1 pseudogene is annotated in these 653 nt (G+C 64.3%); it reads right to left on the reverse strand.

Annotated features, from left to right (window positions below):
* A pseudogene (locus tag ACTJKX_RS38225) lies at positions 1–653 on the reverse strand (calcium-binding protein); the annotation flags it as partial.

Below are 653 nucleotides of genomic sequence, written 5' to 3' on the forward strand. Positions count from 1 at the left end.
GAAACCGTACCGGTGCTGCCGGCGACCGCTGCCGTATTGGCATTCCAGCCCTTGTTGGCCGTCTGCTGAACGGCAAAGAGCTGCGAACCGTTGACGACGTCGGTGGAGGCCGCGGTCACCGCGCCATTGGCCAGGTTGGTGATCGTCACGCCACCGGCCGGCGCTCCCGCGCCGCCGGTCGCCCCAAGCGTGATCTTGCTGCCACCGGGAGCATCATACTTGACCGCGATATTGGCCAGGTTGGAGGTGTTGGTGTTCAACTGGTTCAGCGCGCCTGCGACCGTCGTCTGCGCGGCTGCCGCACCGACCGCGCCGGTGTTGCTGACCGGATTGATAGTCTGGCTGAAACCGGACAGCGTGCCGGTGGCCGGATTATAGGTCGTGCCGCCGCCGAGGGTCGAGGCCGCCGAATTGCCGAGATTGTTGACGTTGTTGCCGATCGTCGTCACCGACGTGCCGATCGCATTCACCGCCTGGTTGGTGGCAAAGAGCTGTGAGCCGTTCACTGCATCGGTGGAGGTTCCGCTGATCCGGCCGGCCGCGACATTGGTGATGGTCCGTTCCTTGCCGGAGGAGCCGACGCTCACCGTGGAATTGGCGGCATTGCCGGCATAATTGTAGCTTGTGCCGTTGATCGTGCCACTCGGCGTGTT

The sequence above is a fragment of the Labrys sp. 22185 genome, assembly GCF_052045555.1.
In the GTDB taxonomy this organism is placed as follows: domain Bacteria; phylum Pseudomonadota; class Alphaproteobacteria; order Rhizobiales; family Labraceae; genus Labrys; species Labrys neptuniae.